General features: G+C 69.2%; 15 protein-coding genes. 3 read left to right on the forward strand and 12 right to left on the reverse strand.

Features of this window, described 5'->3' with window-relative positions:
* Positions 1 to 5: 5 nt before the first annotated feature.
* The 6 genes from ACFPFG_RS18765 to ACFPFG_RS18790 all read right to left on the reverse strand — a co-directional run bounded on the left by ACFPFG_RS18765 (position 6) and on the right by ACFPFG_RS18790 (position 7,901).
* Positions 6 to 767, reverse strand: a complete 762-nt coding sequence (locus ACFPFG_RS18765; RefSeq protein WP_183018645.1) for a fumarylacetoacetate hydrolase family protein — start codon at positions 765 to 767, stop codon at positions 6 to 8.
* On the reverse strand, positions 764 to 1,444 hold the full coding sequence (locus ACFPFG_RS18770) for a fumarylacetoacetate hydrolase family protein (RefSeq protein ID WP_183018644.1): 681 nt from the start codon (positions 1,442 to 1,444) through the stop codon (positions 764 to 766). The genes ACFPFG_RS18765 and ACFPFG_RS18770 overlap by 4 nt, the downstream gene beginning before the upstream one ends.
* Before the next feature lie 173 nt (positions 1,445 to 1,617).
* Entirely contained in the window at positions 1,618 to 5,295 is a 3,678-nt protein-coding gene (locus ACFPFG_RS18775) for an IPTL-CTERM sorting domain-containing protein (protein ID WP_380107796.1), read from the reverse strand.
* A 212-nt stretch (positions 5,296 to 5,507) separates the two neighbouring features.
* Positions 5,508 to 5,930 carry a universal stress protein gene (locus ACFPFG_RS18780; RefSeq protein ID WP_312373428.1) on the reverse strand — a complete coding sequence of 141 codons (423 nt, stop codon included), beginning with the start codon at positions 5,928 to 5,930 and terminating at the stop codon, positions 5,508 to 5,510.
* Positions 5,931 to 5,993: 63 nt separating this feature from the next.
* Complete coding sequence (locus tag ACFPFG_RS18785; protein WP_183018642.1) at positions 5,994 to 6,893, reverse strand: metallophosphoesterase; 900 nt, start codon at positions 6,891 to 6,893, stop codon at positions 5,994 to 5,996.
* Positions 6,894 to 6,941: 48 nt separating this feature from the next.
* Positions 6,942 to 7,901 (reverse strand): LysR family transcriptional regulator, encoded by a 960-nt coding sequence (locus ACFPFG_RS18790; RefSeq protein ID WP_183018641.1) that lies wholly within the window; start codon positions 7,899 to 7,901, stop codon positions 6,942 to 6,944.
* 147 nt (positions 7,902 to 8,048) lie between these two features.
* Here ACFPFG_RS18790 and ACFPFG_RS18795 point away from each other — a divergent pair, with 147 nt between their 5' ends.
* Positions 8,049 to 8,468: a hypothetical protein gene (locus tag ACFPFG_RS18795; RefSeq protein WP_183018640.1), complete on the forward strand. Its 420-nt coding sequence runs from the start codon at positions 8,049 to 8,051 to the stop codon at positions 8,466 to 8,468.
* Positions 8,469 to 8,740: 272 nt separating this feature from the next.
* On the opposite strand, the gene ACFPFG_RS18800 is transcribed toward ACFPFG_RS18795, so the two are convergent.
* The 6 genes from ACFPFG_RS18800 to ACFPFG_RS18825 all read right to left on the reverse strand — a co-directional run bounded on the left by ACFPFG_RS18800 (position 8,741) and on the right by ACFPFG_RS18825 (position 16,557).
* Positions 8,741 to 10,606 (reverse strand): phosphoenolpyruvate carboxykinase (GTP), encoded by a 1,866-nt coding sequence (locus ACFPFG_RS18800; protein ID WP_183017488.1) that lies wholly within the window; start codon positions 10,604 to 10,606, stop codon positions 8,741 to 8,743.
* Between the two features lie 325 nt (positions 10,607 to 10,931).
* Positions 10,932 to 11,081 (reverse strand): hypothetical protein, encoded by a 150-nt coding sequence (locus tag ACFPFG_RS18805; protein ID WP_013800017.1) that lies wholly within the window; start codon positions 11,079 to 11,081, stop codon positions 10,932 to 10,934.
* 105 nt (positions 11,082 to 11,186) lie between these two features.
* A complete protein-coding gene (locus ACFPFG_RS18810; RefSeq protein ID WP_183017489.1) occupies positions 11,187 to 12,386 on the reverse strand; it encodes a threonine ammonia-lyase in 1,200 nt (399 codons plus the stop codon).
* Positions 12,387 to 12,427: 41 nt separating this feature from the next.
* Entirely contained in the window at positions 12,428 to 14,884 is a 2,457-nt protein-coding gene (locus tag ACFPFG_RS18815; RefSeq protein ID WP_380107800.1) for a TonB-dependent siderophore receptor, read from the reverse strand.
* 177 nt (positions 14,885 to 15,061) lie between these two features.
* The gene (locus tag ACFPFG_RS18820; protein ID WP_232245683.1) at positions 15,062 to 16,042 is read right to left on the reverse strand and encodes a FecR domain-containing protein; all 981 of its coding nucleotides are present in this window, start codon (positions 16,040 to 16,042) and stop codon (positions 15,062 to 15,064) included.
* Positions 16,042 to 16,557, reverse strand: a complete 516-nt coding sequence (locus ACFPFG_RS18825) for a sigma-70 family RNA polymerase sigma factor (protein ID WP_183017492.1) — start codon at positions 16,555 to 16,557, stop codon at positions 16,042 to 16,044. Before ACFPFG_RS18825 ends, ACFPFG_RS18820 begins: the two co-directional genes overlap by 1 nt.
* A 150-nt stretch (positions 16,558 to 16,707) precedes the next feature.
* Here ACFPFG_RS18825 and ACFPFG_RS18830 point away from each other — a divergent pair, with 150 nt between their 5' ends.
* Positions 16,708 to 17,736: a helix-turn-helix transcriptional regulator gene (locus ACFPFG_RS18830; RefSeq protein WP_183017493.1), complete on the forward strand. Its 1,029-nt coding sequence runs from the start codon at positions 16,708 to 16,710 to the stop codon at positions 17,734 to 17,736.
* Positions 17,737 to 17,845: 109 nt separating this feature from the next.
* Entirely contained in the window at positions 17,846 to 18,973 is a 1,128-nt protein-coding gene (locus ACFPFG_RS18835; RefSeq protein WP_183017494.1) for a siderophore-interacting protein, read from the forward strand.
* The last annotated feature ends 26 nt before the right edge of the window (positions 18,974 to 18,999 follow it).

Consider the following 18,999-nt stretch of genomic DNA (forward strand, 5'->3'; position numbering starts at 1 on the left):
GGGGTTCAGTAGGCGGCCGGCGCGTCGCCGACGATGGTGTTGACCAGGCGGCCCAGGCCTTCGATCTCGGTGACGATCTCGTCTCCCACGCGGGAGTCGGCCACGCCGTCGGGTGTGCCGGTGAGGATGAGATCGCCGGGGTTGAGCGTCATGAAGCCCGACAGATGGGCGATCAGCGAGGGGATGTCATGCACCATATCGCGCGTGTTGCCGTCCTGCTTGAGCTCGCCGTTGACCCAGCTGCGCAGGCGCAGGTTCATGGGGTCGGGCACATCGGCTGCATCGACCAACCACGGGCCCACGGGCGTGGCGCCGTCGCGGTTCTTCACGCGCAGGTTGGGCCGGTAGAAGTTCTCCAGGTAGTCGCGTATGGCGTAGTCGTTGGCCGTGCAGTAGCCGGCGACCACGCCGTAGGCGTCTTCGCGGCGCACGTCGCGGCAGGTCTTGCCGATGACCACGCCCAGCTCGCACTCGAAGTGCATGTAGGCTACGTCGGCGGGGCGGTACGTGCGGCCGTGGTGGCCGTTCAGCGTGTTCGCGCCCTTGAGGAAGACCAGTGGTTCCTCGGGCGCCTTGTTGAAGGCGATTTCCCTGGCATGGTCCGCATAGTTCAGGCCCAGCGCGAAGACCGTGCCGAACTGCAGCGGCGGCAGCCACTGCACGGCGGTCTCCGCCACCAGGCGGCCATCGGGCAACTGCACCTGTCCGTGCGGGCCTTCGGTGACCTGCAGCGTCTGGCCTTCGAAGATGACGCGTCCGTGCTTCATGCTGCTGCTCCCTGTTCTGCCACCACCGAATGCGCGAGCCGGCCCAGGCCGGGCACCTCGATGACCACGCGGTCTCCGGGCCGCGCCAGCGGCGCGCCTTCGCCCGGGCCCAGCAGCAGCACGTCGCCGGGCGACAGCGTCATGAATTCGGTCACGTCGGCCAGCAGCCTTGCGGGCGGGCGCACCAGGTCGGCAAAACCGCGCTGCCAGACCTGTTCACCATTGATGGACACCGTGAGTTCTGCCGCTTGCGCATCGAAGCCTGCGCCGCGCACCAGCGTGCCCAGCGGGCAGAAACCGTCGCGGCAGCGCTGGCGGATGGCGGGGCGGTAGTAGTTCTCATGCGGCAGCGTGAGGTCGCTGGCGATCAGCCAGCCGGCCACATGGTCCAGGGCCGTTGCTTCGCTGACGCGCGTGGCGCTGCGGCCGATCACCAGGCCGATGCTGGCATCGACGCGGACCTCGCCGGGATCGGCCGGCACGGCCACCGCAGCGCCATCGCGCGCCCAGGTGTTGCGCGGCTTGAGGTAGAGCACGGGGGCGCGCGGAGCGGCCTTGTAGGGCGCGCTGTCGAACTGCGGCGACAGGCGCTGCACGGTGGCGCGCTCGTTGAGCAGCGTGCCGTAGACCGTGCCCAGCGCAAGGCCGTCATCCAGGAGAAAGGGCTGAATCTGCATGGTGTGGATTTAGTTAACGTGGTAATTATTGTTTTTGCAACAAGCCCCGTCAACACGGGGGATTCAGGGTTTTCCCAGGCCGCAGCAAAAAGCCCCTGCGCGGCGAACCGTGCAGGGGCTTGAAGGGGACACCGGGTGCTGCCGGTGCGGCTGGTACAGAAGGCGCGCGGGCGTCAGCCGCGGCGGCGGCGCAGTGCGGCCATGCCGCCCAGGGCCAGCGCCAGCAGCGCCTGGGCCAGCGTGGACAGGCCGGGCACGGGAGTGGCCGTGGCGCCGGACGGCAGGGCCGCAGGCGCGGCCACCGCCACGGGGTCCACGATGACGCCGTTGACGGTCAGGTCGCTGTCGCCCGTCTGCCCGTCGGCGATGTCGAAGCTCACCGAGCGGCGATCGAGTGCGAAGCGGTAGGCCGAGGGGGCCAGCTCATACCAGTGCGCCGTGGGCGTGGCGGCCGTGGGGCCGTACTTCCAGAGCGTGGCCTGGGAGGGTGCGGCTTCAGGCAGGTCCATGCGGAGGGTGGCCGTGGAGCCCGGCGTGCCGCCCATGAGCACGAAGCTCAGGCTGCCGTAGGGCAGGCGCAGGTTGCCCGGCAGCGGGCTTTGCGAGGGCGCGGGCTGAAAGCCTGCCGAGTTCGAGGCGAACTGCCATTGGTCTGCACCCACATTGCCCGTGCCGTTGCGCACGCTCGCCGTGTGGCTGCCCGTGCCGATCTGCGTGCCGATGGGCACGGGCTTGCTCAGGGCCAGCACAGCCGGCGCGCTGGCCGTGCCCGAGGCCGGCAGATTGACCGCATGCACGTGGTAGCTCACGGCAGGGTCCAGTCCGGCGAAGGACAGCGTGGCAGCGGTATTGGCCGCGGTGCTGACCGTGTTGCTGGCAGGGGCCGGCAGGCCGGCGGCGTCCAGGCCGGCCATGACCTGTTCCCAGCTGGGGACGGGTGCGTTGGCCGGCAGGGCCACGGCGCGCAGGCTGCCGCCCACGCCGGGCGTGGCCTGGACCACGGCCGATGTCTGGTCCACGGCCTGGGCGGACAGGGCCACGGTGGACAGGGCGGGCACCGCCAGGCTGTCCAGGCGCGCCTTTTTCCAGGCGGCATGGGGCAGGTCCTTGGCCACGGTGCCATCGCCGTAGAAATCGGCATCGCCGCAGTCGCTGATGATGTCCACGCTGCCGCCTGCGTCCAGGCTGGCCGGCATGGCGCCTATGCCTTCGGCCGAGCAGGCGGTATTGGGCACGGTAATGGCGGCCAGGTCGGCAGCGCGCGGACGCAGGTTCAGGGCCAGGCCTGCGCCGTTCACGCGGCCATCCCAGGAATAGAGCTGGAAGTTGCGCGGCGCTGTGCCCGTGGCGCTGGCCGAGGGGCCGGCAATGATCAGGTACTCGCCGGCCGCGTTCTTGCGGATTTCGCGGATGCCGCGGCCGCCCAGGTCCAGGCGGATCGGCTGGCCCATGGACGCGCTGCCCTTGCTGCCGCCATCGGCCGCAGGCAGGGCCGCGAAGTTGGTCACGGGCACGATCAGCGCATGCGTGCGGCCCGTGGCGTCGTCGGCCGTGGCGGCGGGCGCGCCCGGTGCCGGCACCAGCGGCGCGCGAAAGCCCAGCCAGGCGGCGGAGTCGTCGGGGCTGGTGGACATGCCCTCGATGGAAAAGCCGCTCATCGTCTCGGCCTCGGGCGCCTTGGTGGCGCCGCCGTCCGAGCTGGCCACCAGGCCCAGGTAGTTGGCGGCAAGGCCGTCATGCGCGGCCGCGTCCCAGCTGCGCAGGTCCTCGCGCAGCCAGCGGTAGTAGCCACTGGCGGTCAGCGCCGTGGAGGCGCCGGAGCCGGTCACATCCATCGCGGCCAGGCGCCAGCGGTCGGTGCGCGACTTGCCGCTCTTGTTGTTGGAGTGCGAGCCCGCCACGTACACGCGGCTGCCCAGGGCAAAGCTGGCCTCGATGTCCATTTCCTCGTCGCTCTTGCAGCTGTCCAGGCCCGTGAGGCCGACGCCGGTGCAGGCGGCGGCATCGGCCAGGCCCAGGGCGGTCCTGTCCAGCATCAGCGGCTTGATGGGCAGCCCGCCGGCCGGGCCATAGGCCGAGAAGGAGTTGCCGGCCGGCAGCGCATTGCCCGAGGCATCCTGGGCGGGCGCCTCGTCGTCGCCCACCAGCATGGTGGCGGCATCGATGACGATGGCCGTCGATGCGTCCGAGCGCCCGGCCAGCCAGCGCGGGCTGGTGTTGGCTGCGGTGTTGGCCGAGGCCGCGTACTTGATGGTGCGGCTGACGGAGGCGCCGCCCGCGTTGGTCAGCGTGACGGTGATGTCGGCATAGCCCACGCCGGTGGGCGTGATCCTGAGCACGGCGTTTCCGGCCTGGTTGGATGCGGCCAGGCCGGCGTCGGCCAGCACGGCCTGGTTGCTCGAACGCGCAGTGACCTGCACGCCGCCAGCGCCCCCCGCATCCTGCACCGTGAAGCCGATGCCTGCCGAGGCCAGCGGGTCGTTGGCGTCGCCGACCACGCCGGAGAACGCGGTCAGTTCGGGCAGCGAGGCCGTCGGCGGGGCCGAGGCCATGAAGGGCACGCTCACTGCAGCCGTGCTTCCGCCGAGGCCGTTGACGGCGCGCACGCGCAGCGTATAGCTGCCGGGCTGCAGGCCTTCCAGCGCCTGGCTGTTGCCCAGGGCCACGGCCGTGGAGGCTACCGATGCAAAGCTGTCCTGCGACAGCTCCATCACGTAGTAGGCGGCGCCCGGCACGGCGTCCCAGGCGACCGTCACGCGGTTGCCGGCAGGGGTGGCCACCAGGTTGGAGGGGGCGGCAGGCACGGTCGCCGGCACGGTCTCCAGCGGCGCCCAGGCCACGCCATAGAACACGCCGCCCTGCGGCGTGGCGATGGACTCGGCCGTGCCCGACAGCGTGCCGGCGTAGCCGCCGTGATCGAATGCGCGGTACAGACGGCCCGTGGTGTCGGTGGCCATCAGGATCACATTGCCGCCGCCGGTGTCGAAGGCGGCCAGGCCGTGGATCTTGGACAGGCCGGCAATGGAGCCTGCGGGCTGCCAGCTGGTGCCGTCCATCGAGAGGCGGAATTTCCGGAGGGCGCCTGTGTCGTTGTCCGCCACATAGACGGTGTTCGCCAGGGCGGGGCCGCCATCGAGTTGCAGGAAGGCGATGCCGCGGTAGGTGGCTGCCGTCAGGCCCGCCAGGGGCTGGGCCGTCTGGATGCCCGTGGTCGGCAAATTCGTGCCGATCTGGTTGAGCGAGCCGCCGTTGATGGCGGCGATCAACCGGCCGCCGGCGACCGCCAGGCCCTGGACATTGCTGCTGTTCAGTTGGGAGATGCCCGTGCCGTCGGCAGCCACGTGCCAGACGCCGTTGTTGGCGGCAACCTTGCCCTTGCCGCTGGCCCAGACGGCGCCGCAGTCGCTGCTGGCCGCTGAGCGTATGGTGTCCTCGCTGAAGGCGGTGATGCCGAGCGGGCGCAGGCTTTTCACGTCGGGGTCGAACCCCACCACGGCCACGGCGCGCGGGGCCGCCGCTGCCGTGACGCCGTTGGGCTCGGTACCGCCGGTGGCCACGGCATAGCCGGGGACCACCAGGCACAGGCCATTGTCCGAGCGGTTGAGCAGGCCTTCCGAGCCCTTGCTGCTGGCCGTCAGCGGCGCTGCACCGCCTGACAGCGGCAGCGATTGCACCAGCGTGCCGTCCACGCGGTACTCATCCAGGAACACGGGCAGCGCGCCTGTGCCCGTGCCCACGCGGTAGGCCACCAGGTTGCCCGGGGTGAACGGTGCGGACCATGCTGCGCCACACAGGGCCAGGCAGGCCGTTGCAATCGCCTTGTGCCGCCAATCCAAAGTATTCGTGCGCATGCTCGCCATCCCCTGTGTGACAAATCGCGCGACTGTAGAAGGCGGCTGTGACAGCCCGGTGACGGCAGGCCATGCACGGTGGCGGCAAGCTGCCATGCAAAAAAAGACGGCTCCCGCCGGGGAGCCGTCTTTGGTTCATTGCGCCGTGAAGCCCGCGCTTTGCTTTTTTTGGTTATGGGCGCCGCATGTCCACGGTGCAGTGGATCAGCGGATCAGCGGATCAGCAGCACCGGCACCTGGCTGCCGGCCAGCACCTGGGTGCTGACCGAGCCCATGACCAGGCGGCCCAGCGCGCCATGGCCATGCGTGCCCATGACCAGCAGGTCGAACTTGCCTTCCTCGGCGGCCTTGATGATGGAGTCGGCGATCGGGCCCACCTTGCTCAGGCGCGTGGCCTGCACGCCGTGTTCGGCCAGGTAGCTGCACACGGGGTCCAGCACCTTGGTCGATTCCTCGGCGTAGTACTCGTCCACCACCTCCTTGCCCAGGGCGGCGCGCGCGCGCGCCGGCAGCTGGGGCTGGACGGTGATGGCGCTGTAGCTGTGGGCGGAGCCCAGGATCTCGGGATGCGAGGTCAGGTAGGCCAGCATCTTCTGGGTGTAGGGGCTGCCATCGACTGCGAGCAGGATATTCATGAAAGTCCTCCTTTGGTATGGCCCGAGACTAAGCCCAAGCCGGGATGGAGTGCTTGATCCAGGTCAAGCGCGGGCCGGCGCATCTGCCACCTCTGCCGCCCCCGAGGTCACGCGCACCGGCAACTCGATGGTAGAGCGGGGGGAAAAGCCCTCCTGCTCGCCCTTGCGTGCATAGCCCAGCGGGTTGGCCACCACGCGGCAGCGCCAGGCGCTGCCATCGTCGCGCAGGCCCTCGGCCACATAGTCGCTGGGCGAATGCAGGTGGCCGTGCAGCCACAGATCGGCAAAGGGCAGCAGGTCGTCGAGCACATTGCAGAAGCCTGCCGTGCCGGGCACCAGGCCATAGCGCGGATCGGCGCTGCGCAGGCTGGGTGCGAAGTGCGTGACGGCCACCGTGGGGCCATCGAAAGGCCGCGCCAGCGCCTGGCGCAGCCATTGCTGGCAGACCAGCGACTGCTCGCGCATGGGCTCGGCCAGGAAAGGCTCGCCGCCGCGCGTGCCGCCGGTCTTGTGCAGATAGAAGTTGGCGGCGCGGAAGGCCTTCTCGCGCAGCTTCAGCAGCCGGGTCAGGTCGCTCACGCCTTCGTGCATGGACATGGCGTCGTAGTCGCTCCACAGCGTGGTGCCCACGAAGCGCACGCCGCCCAGCACGGCGGTCTCGCGCTCCAGCCAGACCATGCCCATGCGCTCGCAGGCGGCGCGCAGGCGGGCATGGGCGGCGTCGAAGTCCTGCATGTCGTACTCATGGTTGCCCGGCACGAAGATCACGGGGCAGGGCCAGCCCGCGTACTGGGGCAGGGGAGAGAAACGCTCCAGCCCGAAGTGCTCGCCTTGCAGCAGGCTGCCGCTCTGGTAGGAGCCTATGTCGCCGGCCAGCACCAGCACGTCGGCATCGGGTGCGGGCTCGGCGATGAAATGCGGATGGGCCTCGAGGTGCAGGTCGGACAGCAGCTGGATCTTCATGCGGCCAAGTGTAGAACCTGCGCTCGCGTGCGCTCCCGCAACACGTTCTCAGGTGTGCGGGAAGGTGGCTTCGGCCGAGCGCGTGAGCGTGCGCAGCAGCCAGTCGTAGGCCAGCGGGTGCTGGCCGCGCCGGCGCCACAGCGCATCCACGTGCACGGGCTGCACGTCGAAGGGCAGCTCGCGCAGCACCAGCTTGTCGGCCATGCCGGTCACGGGCACGAAGTGGCGCGGCAGGATGGTCAGCAGGTTGGAGTTCATGACCACGCGCCCGGCCGTGAAGAACTGGTTGACGGTGAGCACCACCTGGCGCGTGCGGCCCAGCGAGGCCAGGGCCTCGTCGATGAAGCCGAAGGAGCGGCCCGAAAAGCTCACCAGCATGTGGCGCGCCGCGCAGTAGTTGTCCAGCGTCAGCGGCACATCGGCCAGCGGATGGCCCTGGCGCATCACGCACAGGTACTCGCCTTCATACAGGCGCCGGCTGTCGAAGGCCACCAGGGCGCCCGACTGCGCGCGCGCCGTCAGGTCGGCCAGCGCGGCGGGGAAGTAGCCCACGGCCATGTCGGCCTCGCCGGCCTCCAGCAGGCCGCGCGGGTCGCGCGTGGTCAGCGGCAGCACGCGGATGCCGATGCCGGGCGCCTCGCGCTCCAGCAGGCTGAACATGGGCGGGATCAGCGTGGCGGCCGTGGCGTCGGCCATGGCCAGCACAAAGGTGGCGGTGGCGGTGGATGGGTGGAATTCGCCCGGTATCAGCGTGTCCTGCAGCTGCTGCAGTGCCTCGCGGATCACGGGCCACAGCGCCAGTGCGCGCGGCGTGGGCTCCACGCCCTGGCCCTGGCGCACCAGGAGCTCGTCGCCCAGTGCCTCGCGAAGGCGACGCAGGGCGTTGCTCACGGCCGGCTGGGTGATGGCCAGCTTGTGGGCCGCCCGCGTCAGGCTGCGCTCGGCCATCACCTCGTCGAAGACGCGCAGCAGGTTCAGATCCAGTGTGCGGAAGTTCAGGGCGGACATGGCAGCGACAGCAAGGGCTGAGTCATCACTGTTGTGAATGCTACAGATTCAAGATATAAATTTGAAGAACTCTAGGGTAAACCCTATAGTTACACCCAGTCGCCCGCCACGCCGTCAAAAGCGGCTATTTAACTGGGTTTATCTGCCATGAGCAACTTCATTTACAACTCCTACTGTGTCGAGCACCCTGGTGTGGTGCATGTCTATCAAGCCGCCGATGACCGCAAGAGCGCTGCCAAGCGTTTCTCCGGCAAGCGTGGCGCCAGCGCCCTGCTGCTCGCTGCCCTGGTGGCCGCGCTGATGGTGGTGGTCAACGAGGTCGCCCACAACTGGACCGACGGCCACATGCTGGGCGCCTGGGTGGTGCTGTGGGTTGCCGCCTTCATGGGCCTGGCCCTGTTCTCCGCTCCCGCCCGCCGCGCTGCCCTGACGGCCCGCGCCGGCTACCGCGCCTGGACCGAGAGCCGCCAGCAGGCCGCTGCCGACGAGCGCATCTGGAATGCCGCCCTGCAGGACGCCCGCCTGATGGCCGACCTGGCCCGAGCCATGGATCGTCAAGGCAACTGATCTCTGCCTGGGGCGCCTTTCGGCGCTCCTCCAAAAAAGCCGCTGCCCACAAGGCGCGGCTTTTTTGTTGTCTGGGGGGCGTCGTTGAAACGCCACAAAAAAAGCCTCGCACTGCGAGGCTTTCTCTATGGGTCGAGAGCTACTCAGGGATTCATTGTTCTGTGCATCTTCCACAGTCCATGAAACTGGCGCTGCCCAAAGCAAGGGGCACCAAGGGTGCAGTCCTCCCGCGAAGCGAGAGGGGGAAGCGGCGTAGCCGCTCAGGGGGAGCTTTATGTCCCCAAGCGCTTTTCCAGTTCGGCCTTGGTCACCAGCAGCTCTTGAGGCAGCTTGTGGGCCAGCTTGTCGAAGTGCTCGGTGTGCAGTTGCATTTCCTCGGCCCAGGCGGCCTTGTCGATGCTGGTCACGCTGGCGAACTGCTCGGCGGAGAAGTCCAGGCCGGTCCAGTTGATCTCGGCATACTGGGGCGCAATGCCGAAGGCGGTCTGCTCGCCCTGTGCCTGGCCTTCGAGGCGGTCGATCATCCACTTCAGCACGCGCATGTTCTCGCCGTAGCCGGGCCAGACGAACTTGCCGTCGGCGTTCTTGCGGAACCAGTTGGTGGTGAAGATCTTGGGCAGGGCCGCGCCCTGGCCTTCGATCTTGGCGCCCAGCGTGAGCCAGTGCTGGAAGTAGTCGCTCATGTTGTAGCCGGCAAACGGCAGCATGGCGAAGGGGTCGCGGCGCACCACGCCCTGGGCGCCGAAGGCGGCGGCCGTGGTTTCCGAACCCATGGTGGCGGCCATGTAGACGCCTTCGGTCCAGTTGCGGGCCTCGGTCACCAGCGGCACGGTGGTGGAGCGGCGGCCGCCGAAGATGATGGCGTCGATCTTCACGCCCTTGGGATCGTCCCAGGCTTCGTCCAGCGCGGGGTTGTTGGTCGCGGCCACGGTGAAGCGGGCGTTGGGGTGGGCGGCCTTGGCGCCGGTCTCGCGGGCGATCTGGGGCGTCCAGTCCTTGCCTTGCCAGTCGATCAGGTGATCGGGCTGCTTGCCGGTGTCCTTGTCCATGCCTTCCCACCACACGTCGTTGTCATCGGTCAGCGCGACGTTCGTGAAGATCACGTTCTTGTCGAGGCTGGCCATGCAGTTGGGGTTGGTGTGGTAGTTCGTGCCCGGGGCCACGCCGAAGTAGCCGGCTTCGGGGTTGATGGCGCGCAGCGAGCCGTCGGCCTGGGGCTTGATCCAGGCGATGTCGTCGCCGATGGTGGTGACCTTCCAGCCTTCGAAGACCTTGGGCGGCACCAGCATCGAGAAGTTGGTCTTGCCGCAGGCGCTGGGGAAGGCCGCAGCCACGTGGTACTTCTTGCCCTGGGGGTTGGTCACGCCCAGGATGAGCATGTGCTCGGCCAGCCAGCCCTGGTCGCGGCCCATGGTGGAGGCGATGCGCAGCGCAAAGCACTTCTTGCCCAGCAGGGCGTTGCCGCCGTAGCCCGAGCCATAGCTCCAGATCTCGCGCGTCTCGGGGTAGTGGACGATGTACTTGGTCTTGTTGCAGGGCCAGCTGGTCTGGTCCTTCTCGCCTTCGGCCAGGGGCGCGCCCACGGTGTGCACGCAGGGAACGAACTCGCCTTCCACGCCGATCACGTCATACACGGCACGGCCCATGCGGGTCATGATCTTCATGTTGACGGCCACATAGGCGCTGTCGGACAGCTCCACGCCCACGTGGGCGATGGGCGAGCCCAGCGGGCCCATGGAGAAGGGCACCACATACATGGTGCGGCCGGCCATGCAGCCGTCGAACAGCGGCTGCAGCGTGGCGCGCATCTCGTTCGGGGCCATCCAGTTGTTGGTCGGGCCCGCGTCTTCCTTGTTGGCCGAGCAGATGTAGGTGCGGTCCTCGACGCGCGCCACGTCGGACGGGTCGGACCAGGCCAGGTAGCTGCCGGGGCGCTTGACGGGATCGAGCTTCTTGAAGGTGCCGGCATCGACGAGCTGCTGGCACAGCTGCTCGTACTCTTCCTGGGAGCCGTCGCACCAGTGGATCCGGGCGGGCTTGCACAGTGCGGCCATCTCGGCCACCCAGGCGATCAGTCGGCTGTTCTTGACGTAGGCAGGGGCCTGGATGTTCAGGCCTTGCATGACGGGTGCGTTCATCGCGGAGCTTCCTTCAATTGAAAAAACCAGTTTTTCAAAGGGGACGCGCCTGTTGCCGCGCCAACTTTGAGAAACGGGCTCTCGTTCAGTCGGCGCGCGAAGGAAGCTCTTCTCGGGGCGGCGAGGCGGCGCTGGCGGAAGCTGGCGGCGCACCGGCTGGGGATTCGATTCTAGGGAGCGGTCACGAATTTGTCAGCAAACGAATGGCAAAAACTATGCATTCTATGCATTGAAATATGCAAGATACTTTGTCTGTCTGCCTATTGCATAGGCAAACAAAAAGCCCCGCAAAGCGGGGCTCGGTGCAGTGGGCGAAGAGGCCGGATCAGGCCATGTTGACGGCGATGAAGGCCAGCAGGAACATCATCACGGCGCCCGCCAGGGGCAGGATGACGGGCATGTAGGGGACGATGGCCTCGGTGGCGTCTTCGGGGGGCGACTGCTCGCCGTGGTTCGCTGCGGGATCATGCGACATGCAAAAGCTCCTGGCTGCCAATGGGGATGCCCCATTCTAGGCAGGCCTGCCCGCCAGCGCCTTCGGGGAAAGCCATGACACAAGGGCCAGGGGCCTGCTAGGGCTCTAGACGGCGTTGACCTGCATGCCCTCGGCCTGAAGGGCGGCAATGACCTCGTCGATATGGGCCTTGTTGCGCGTCTGCAGCACCAGCTCGATCTCCACGCTTTGCGCGGCCAGCATGGTGAAGGCCCGCTGGTGGTGGACTTCCTCGATATTGGCACCCGCCGCCGCCACCGTGGCCGTGATGCGCGCCAGCACGCCGGGCACGTCGCGCGCACTGACCTTGATGCGCGCCAGCCGCCCGGAGCGCACCATGCCGCGCCCGATGATGGCCGCCAGCAGCAGCGGGTCGATGTTGCCGCCCGACAGGATCAGCCCCACCTTCTTGCCCGCGAAGTGCTGCGGGTGGCGCAGCAGTGCGGCCAGGCCTGCGGCGCCCGCGCCCTCGACCAGGGTCTTCTCGATCTCCAGCAGCATGAGCACGGCCTGCTCGATGTCGCCTTCATCGACCAGCAGCATGTCGTCCACCAGGCGTGACACGACTTCCTGCGTGATCGCGCCGGGCTGGGTGACGGCAATGCCCTCGGCGATGGTCGAGGTGCCCATGGGCAGCCCGGCCTGTCGCACGGCATTGAACATGGACGGAAAGCGCTGGGTCTGCACGCCGATGACCTCGATGCCCGGGTTCAGCCCCTTGGCCGCCGTGGCCACGCCCGCGATCAGGCCGCCGCCGCCAATGGCCACGATGAGCTGGTCCAGGTCGGGCTGCTCGGCCAGCATCTCCAGCGCCAGCGTGCCCTGGCCGGCCGCGATCTGCTCGTCGTCATAGGGGTGGACGAAGCACAGGCCCTGCTGCTCGGCCAGCGTGTAGGCATGCTGGCGCGCCTCGGCCAGGGAGTCGCCGTGCAGCACGATCTCGGCGCCGAAGCCGCGCGTGCGCTCCACCTTCACGCCCGGCGTGAAGCGCGGCATGACGATGACGGCACGCACGCCCAGGCGCTGCGCGTGGTAGGCCACGCCCTGGGCATGGTTGCCGGCGCTCATGGCGACCACGCCGCGTGCGCGCTCCTCGGGCGAGAGCTGGGCCAGCTTGTTGAGGGCGCCGCGTTCCTTGAACGAGGCCGTGAACTGCAGGTTCTCGAACTTGAGATAGACCTGCGCTCCCGTGATCTGGGACAGCGTGCGCGATTCCACGCAGGGCGTTTCGAGCACGGCGCCGCGCAGGCGGCCGGCGGCGTTCTGGATGTCTTGGAGGCTGAGCATCACGCATTGTGGCGCACGGCGGAGCGCCTGCGGGCAGCCCTTCAGAACTTGTGGGTGAGGGTCACCAGCAGGTTGCGCGGTGGCCCATACGACTTGGTGCTGTAGAAGTTCACCTGGCTCAGGTATTTGCGGTCGAAGGCATTGTGGATGTTCAACTGCAGCGCGGTGCGCTCATCGAACTCGTAGCGCGCCATCAGGTTCACCAGGGTGTAGCTGCCCTGTTCGCTGCGCCGCTGGAGCACGGTGCCGCTGGCGTCCGCACCCCAGGCCAGGCCCCAGATGCTGCCCTGGCGGCGCAGTCCCGCTCCCAGCGTGAGCCTGGCCTGCGGGCCGCCGGGCTTGAATGTGGTGAAGAGGTCGAGGATGTTGCGCGGCAGCGTGGTGCTCAGCGGCGTGCCTTGCGCGTCCTTGATGTCGTAGCGCGTGTAGCCGAGCTTGGCCTGCCAGCCGGGCCGTATCTCGCCGGCGATCTCGGCCTCGAAGCCCTTGCTTCTGGCGCCTTTGGCGCCGTAGTAGGCCTGGGCCAGCCCGTCGGGCGTGGTGGCGCTGGTGTCCACCTGGGCCAGGTTGTCCTGCAGGATGTCGAACACGGCGGCGCTGGCCTGCAGGCGCTGCTCCAGGAAGGCTCCCTTGAGGCCGATTTCGCGGCTCTTGCCGATCACGGGGTCCAGATAGCGGCCCCGGCGGTCCATCTGGCTTTGCGGCTGGAAGATGTCGGTGTGGCTGGCATAGGCCGACAGGCCATGGCCCAGCTCCAGCACCACGCCTGCATAGGGCGTGAACTGCGTGAAGCGGTCCTGCGTATTCCTGTCCCAGACCGAGTAGCGGCTGCCGAGGATGACTTTCAGCGGTTCGGCCAGGGACAGGCGCACGGCCGCGTAGGCGCCGGTTTGCCGCGTGGCCATATCGGACTCCACATAGGACTCGCCCCAGGTCGGTTCGGGGTAGGAGCCGTTCCAGTCCAGCATGCTGTCTTCGTAGGAGGCGCTCTGCGCGGCCGGCGTGCCCATGATGAACTGCCTCTGGCGCGAGGCCGTGGCGCCGAGCACCAGTTCATGCTCGCGGCCCAGCCACTCGAAGCTGCCTTCGGTCTTGGCATCCAGCGCATGCTGCTCGCGGTGGCCTGTGTAGCGGAAGATGTAGGGCGTGCCGCTGCCGGACTGCCAGGTCTGCGGGTCGATGCTGCCCAGGGCCATGGCCAGCGGTGCGTCATAGGACTGCTTGCTGTGCGTGTAGCCCAGGTGCGTTTTCCAGCCGCTGTCCCACTGGTGCTCCAGCACGGCGAACTGGGTCTGGGTGGTGGTCTGCCAGCGCGCCCAGTCGGGAGCGAGATTGGTGGAGCGTTTCCAGTCGATGGGCTGGCCGTTGGTGAACCAGATCGGCAGCCCGCCCCAGGAAGAGGCGCGGGGACGGTTGCTCTGGTGGTCCATGCCCACGCGCAACAGGGTCTGCGGCGTGAGGTCGGCCTCGACGGTGGCATAGAGCAGGGATTTGTTTTTCTTCTGGCGCTCCATGAAGGTGTCGCTGCGCTGCACCGAGCCCACGATGCGGCCCCGGATGCGGCCGTCGGCACTCAGTGGCGCGGACAGGTCGGCATCGCTGCGGTAGTGGCTCCATGAGCCAAGCGTGGCCGCCACGGAGCCGGTCAGCGTGCGGCTGCCGGCGCGCTTGCGCACGAGATTCACCGAACCGCCGGGATTGCCCGCCCCCGTGAGCAGCCCGGTGGCGCCACGCACGACCTCCACCCGGTCATAGAGGATGGCGTCCAACTCGCCCTCTCCGGCAGAGTAGGGCGATTCGAACGCGGTGGCCACCCCGTCGTAGAGGTAGTTGTCCACGCTGAAACCGCGGTAGCTGAAGGATGAGCGCTCGCTGTCATAGGCGCTCTCGGATACGCCGGTGGTGGTGCGCAACACATCGGCCAGGGAGCGCAGCGCCTGGTCGTCCATGCGCTGGCGCGTGACCACTTCCAGCGATTGCGGCGTCTCCCGGGGCGCCAGCGCCAGCCCCGTGGCGGCCGCGGTGCTGCGGGCCGCATACAGCCCGGTCCCTTCGGTCAGGCTGCTGACGGGCGCGGAGGCGGTCACCTGCACCTGGGGCAGGGTGGCGCCCGGGACGGGCGCGGAGGCCTGGGGGATGCGTTGCAGCGTCATGCTGCCATCTCCCTGGGGGCGTGCCTGCAGGCCGGTGCCTGCCAGCAGCGCATCGAGCGCCTGGACGGGGGTGAGGCTGCCGCTGGCGCCCGGGCTCTGCAGGCCGGCCACCATCTCGGGCGTGAAGCTGATCAGCATGCCGGACTCCCGGCCCAGCCGGTTGAGGGCCGCGGCCAGCGGGCCCGGCGCAATGGCATGGCTGCGTGCCGCCCCGGCGGCGGCCGTCTGGGCCAGGGCCTTCGGCAAGGCCGTGGCGGTCCAGACGGCCAGGCCGGCACACAGCAGGTGCGCGGCCCAGGCGGTGCGGCGCGGGATGGATGGTCGGTTGGATGGTTGGCGGTTCATGCGTCGGTTCCCTCGGATGGTCGGTGGCAGATGCGGCACGGCGCGCGCGGCGCAGTGCGTCTGAGGGGCTTGACACGCACGGCGGCACAAATGGCCGCTTTTTTTGAAGGAAATTGGAGGGATGGCGCGCTGTCTGCCGTCTGCGCTGGCGATGGCGCTCCTGAGGGGATAGCGCTTTCAGTCGCTGAGCTCCACCGTCACCCACCAGCCGGTGCGGCTGCGCACCTGCACGGGCAGCGTGTGCGTGAGTGCGGCGAGCACGCGGTCGGTGTCGGCCAGGGGATAGGCGCCGGAGACGCGCAGCCGGCCTGCCTCGGGCGTGCAGCGCAACAGGCCGGGCCGGTGGCGGGCCAATTCGGCGATGAAGTCCTCCAGCGGCATGTCGTCGGCCACCAGCATGCCTTCGCTCCAGGCGCCGGCGCTGTCGGGCAGCGGGGTGGCGGGGCTGGTCCGGGTGCCGGTGAAGCGGCCCTGTTCCCCGGCCGACAGGCGGCTTGCGGCTGCCGTGCCATGCAGGGGCTGCAGCTCCACCGCGCCCTGCAGCACGGCCACGGCGGTGGCGCCCTCATGCTGGCGCACCGTGAAGCGCGTGCCGATGGCGCGTACCGTGCCCTCGGCCGTGCGCACGCGCAGGGGGCGGTGGGCAGTGTCGGACGCGCTCTGCACCAGGATTTCGCCTGCGCGCAGCACGATCAGGCGCTCGCTTTCCGAATAGCGCAAGTCCACGGCCGAGGCCGTGTTGAGCATGAGGCGGGTGCCATCGGCCAGCACGGCCTCGCGGCGCTGGCCGGTGGCGGTGGACAGGTCGGCGGCCCATTGCTGCCAGGCCCGCTCGCCCGGTGCGGTGTACCGCGCGGCAAGCAAGCCGCCTGCGCCCCCCGCCAGCAGCACGGCCAGCCGCACCGCATGGCGCCGGCCCATGCCGCGTGCGGCCAGTGTCTGCAGTGCCACGGCGGGCGGCAGGCCCCGCAACTGGCCGTCGATGCCGGCAATGCGCTGCCAGGCCTGCGCATGCAGGGGATCGGCTGCCAGCCAGATCTGCCATTGGCGGTGCAACTGTTCGGTCCCTGGACCGGGCTCCAGGCCCAGTTCCAGCAGCCAGTGCACGGCCTGCCGGGCCACCTCGGGCGGTATGGGGGCTGCAGCGGGGTCTGCCATCAATCCGCCAGGCCGAAGTAGCAGCGTGTGGCAGCTGCGGCCAGATGGCGGCGCACGCTGGTGCGCGAGAGACCCAGTTGGTCCGCGATCTCCTCCTGCGTCAGCTCCTCCAGGCGCCACAGCAGGAAGGCCTTGCGCGCCACCACGGGCAGGCCATCGAGCAGCCGGTCGATGGCGACCAGTGTCTCCAGCACCATCAGCCGGGCTTCGGGTGGCGGCGTCACGGGCTCGGGCAGCAGGGCCAAGGCATCGAGGTAGGCGCGTTCGATCTGGCGCCTGCGCAGGTGGTTGGACAGCAGCCGCTGCGCGATGGTGGTCAGGTAGGCGCGCGGCTCGGCCAAACGGTCCAGCGGCAGGTCGCGTGCCGCAAGCACGCGCACGAAGGTGTTCTGCGCCAGATCGGCCGCATCCCAGCCGCAGCCGAGTTTGCGGCGCAGGCGTGCCACCAGCCAGCCATGGTGCTGTAGGTACAGGGTCTGCACCGTGTCGGTGGCGGCAGGGGGAACGGCGGGCATGCGAGGCACCTCGGAGTGTCAAATGCGAATGAATCGCATTTTATGTCTCATCGCCTGCGGGGTGTACAGACGCGGCCGGCGCCCGCAGCCTTGCGTGCCTTAAAATAAGAATCATTCTTGTCTGTGGGGCGCGCAACGCTCCGGCTGGCCATGGCTTCCTCCTCTGTCCAACCCCCCGCACGCCCGCCGCGCTGGCTGGGGCGGGGCACGCTGCGTGCCTGCGATTTCACCGGGCCCGACTACCGCATCCTCGATGCCGAGGTCACGGCCCAGGACGCGCTGCTGGCCGGGCACCTGCAGGCCTGGCAGGTCCAGCCCGGGCTCTGGCTGCATGGCGTGGAGGCGCGCGATCTGCGCACCATGAGCACGCGCTCTCCGGCCGTGCCGGGCCTGCACCTGGTCGTGCTGCTGGAAGGCTGCGTGGACGTGGCCTTCGGCAACCAGGGCCTGCAGCTGCAGGTGGCACCCTCCAGCCCCGCCGGCGCGCATGCGCAGGCCTGCGGTGCCGTCATCCATTCGCGGCCCGGCGACCTGTTCACGCGCCACTGGCGGCGCGGCAAGTTCGAGCGCAAGCTCAGCATCACCGTGCAGCCGCAATGGTTCGCCGCCCAGTCCCTGCCGAGGGCGGCGCCCGCCATGCTGCGCCACTGGATGGAGCAGCAGGTGCTGGCCATACAGCCCTGGCAGCCCTCGCCGCGTGCCGTGGCGGTGGCCGAGCAGATCATCCAGCTGGCGCGCGAGGGCTCGGCGCCCCTGCTGCTGGCCAGCCGCACGCTGGAGCTGGTGCATGAAGCCCTGCAGGCCCTCGACGTGGTCGAGCCCGACCCGGCGCAGACCGTGCCGGGCGTGCTGGGCGTACGCGAGCACCGGCGCATGGCGCGGCTCAAGGCCTTGCTGGACAGCGGCGGCGACGGCTGCCGCACGCTGGCCGAGATCGCGCGCGAGGTGGGCCTGAGCGCCAGCGCGCTGCAGCGCCAGTTCCGCCACGCCTATGGCTCGAGCATCGACGAATACCGGCGCGAACAGCGGCTGGAGCGCGCCTGGGCCGCGCTGGAGCAGACCGGCTGCAATGTGTCCGAGGTCGCGCATGCGGCCGGCTACACCAGCGCAGCCAATTTCTCCACCGCCTTCAAGCGGCGCTTCGGCATCTCTCCCAAGCTGGTGCGTGCCCGGCTCTGAGGGCGTGTGCCGCGGGCCTTGGCGCGTGGCGCAAACGTCGGCGAAGCTGGCACAAACCACGCAGCCATCGGGCGGTGCTGCAATCCATCGAACGAAAGGAAAACCCCGAATGACATTGCTGCAGGCACGCACCTCGGTGCGCTCGGAGCGCGCCGACGAGGCTATGGCCGCCGTGGTCGAACACATGCTGGAACACGACATCGCCGTGCGCCGTGAAGGTGCACGCTGGGTGGCGGCCTACGAAGGCGGACGGGGCCAGCTGTGGCTGGAGGACGGACAGATCCATGCCGAGGTGGCAGCGCCCGGCGTGGAGCTGCTGCAGGACATGAAGCTCATGCTGGCCCACCTGCTGCTGGGGGCCACGGGCGCCGCCGATGCCGCGCTGGCCTGGGACGGCGACGGCGCCGCAATGCTTCGTCCCCCGGCCTTCCGCGAGCTGCAGGTGCTGGCCGTGCGCGACCTCACGCCGCACATGCGCCGCGTGCGCTTTGCCTGTGACGACATGGCACGCTATGCGCAGGACAGCAACATCCACGTCAAGCTGCTGTTTCCGCAGCCGGGCGTGGCCGAGCCCGAGTGGCCCACGCTGTCGGCCAGCGGCCTGCTGCGCCTGCCCGAGGGCGACAGGCGTCTGGACATGCGCACGTACACCATGCGTGCGATGGGTGTGGATGGCGTGGACAGCGAGGCGGGCGGCGCCAATGGTTGGATGGATGTGGACTTCGTGCTGCACGAGGACGCCGGCCCCGGGTCGGCCTGGGCCGCGCGCGCCCAGCCGGGCCAGCGCATCGGCATGACCGGCCCCGGCGGGCGCACGGCCACCCCGGCCGACTGGATGCTGCTGGCCGGCGACGACACCGGCCTGCCGGCCATGCTGCGCATCGCGGCCGCCCTGCCCGCGCACACGCGCGGCCATGTGTTTGCCGAGGTCCAGGGCCCGCAGGACGAGCAGCCCGTGCAGGCGCCCGCAGGCCTGCAATGGCACTGGCTGCACCGTGGCGCTGCCGAGGCCGGCACCACCACGCTGCTGATCGACGCGCTGCGCGCCGTGCGCTGGCCGGATTTGTTGGCCGGTCATCCCGCCAGCCGCTTCGTCTGGGCCGCTGGCGAGTTCGACACCGCCCAGGCCGTGCGCCAGTGGGCGCGCGAGGAGCGCGGGCTGGAAAAGCACGAGCAGCTGGTCGTGGCCTATTGGCGGCGCGGCATGAGCGAGTCGGATTTCAAGGCCGCGAAGTAGGCCACGAAGTAGACCGTGAAGTAGGC

This window comes from Delftia deserti, from assembly GCF_042653485.1.
Taxonomy (GTDB): Bacteria; Pseudomonadota; Gammaproteobacteria; order Burkholderiales; family Burkholderiaceae_C; genus Comamonas; species Comamonas acidovorans.